The organism is Bartonella sp. TS82HLJMH (genome assembly GCF_042193495.1).
In the GTDB taxonomy this organism is placed as follows: Bacteria; Pseudomonadota; Alphaproteobacteria; order Rhizobiales; family Rhizobiaceae; genus Bartonella; species Bartonella grahamii.
Window position 1 is genome coordinate 1 of the sequence record NZ_JBHILU010000076.1, and the last position, 648, is coordinate 648.

A 648-nucleotide genomic window follows, 5' to 3' on the forward strand; every position below is an offset into this window, starting at 1 on the left:
AAGACAGCATAACCAATCGAAAGACTACCTATCTTGCAAATGGAGATATTACTTCAACTTCAAGCGATGCTGTAGCTGGTAATCAGTTTTATTCTCTTGGGAGCAGTGTTGCGAAGTCTTTAGGTGGTAATGCTAGCTATGAGAATGGTGCATGGGTTGCTCCTACATTCACGGTTAAGACCTTCAATAAAGATGGCACTGCGACTGAGAAGTCTTATGACAATGTTGCGACTGCCTTTGCTGGTGTTGGTGATTCATTCGAGAACGTTAAAGATACATTCAAGAATGTTAAGGATGAAATTGCCAAAGAGATTGAAAAAGACATTACCCTTGTTCAAAGTGATTCCTTGTTGTGGGACAAGGCTACAGGCGCCTTTGTGGCAACGCATGGGGAAAAGGACAGCAAAACAAACAGCAAGATTACATCTATTTTGGCTGGAACAGTCTCTGAAAGTTCCACTGATGCTGTGAATGGTGGTCAGCTTTATACTCTAGGTAGTAGTGTTGCTACGTATTTCGGTGGTGGTGCTAGCTATGAGAATGGCGCATGGACCGCTCCTACTTTCAAAGTTAAAACCGTTAATGAAGATGGTAGTGCGGTTGAAGAGCATGAGTATGCTACTGTTTCTGCCGCTTGTGAGGGGGCAG

Annotated in this window: 1 pseudogene; it reads left to right on the forward strand. The window is 43.5% G+C overall.

What is annotated here, in order from left to right:
* A pseudogene (locus ACFIKO_RS09305) lies at positions 1-648 on the forward strand (hypothetical protein); the annotation flags it as partial.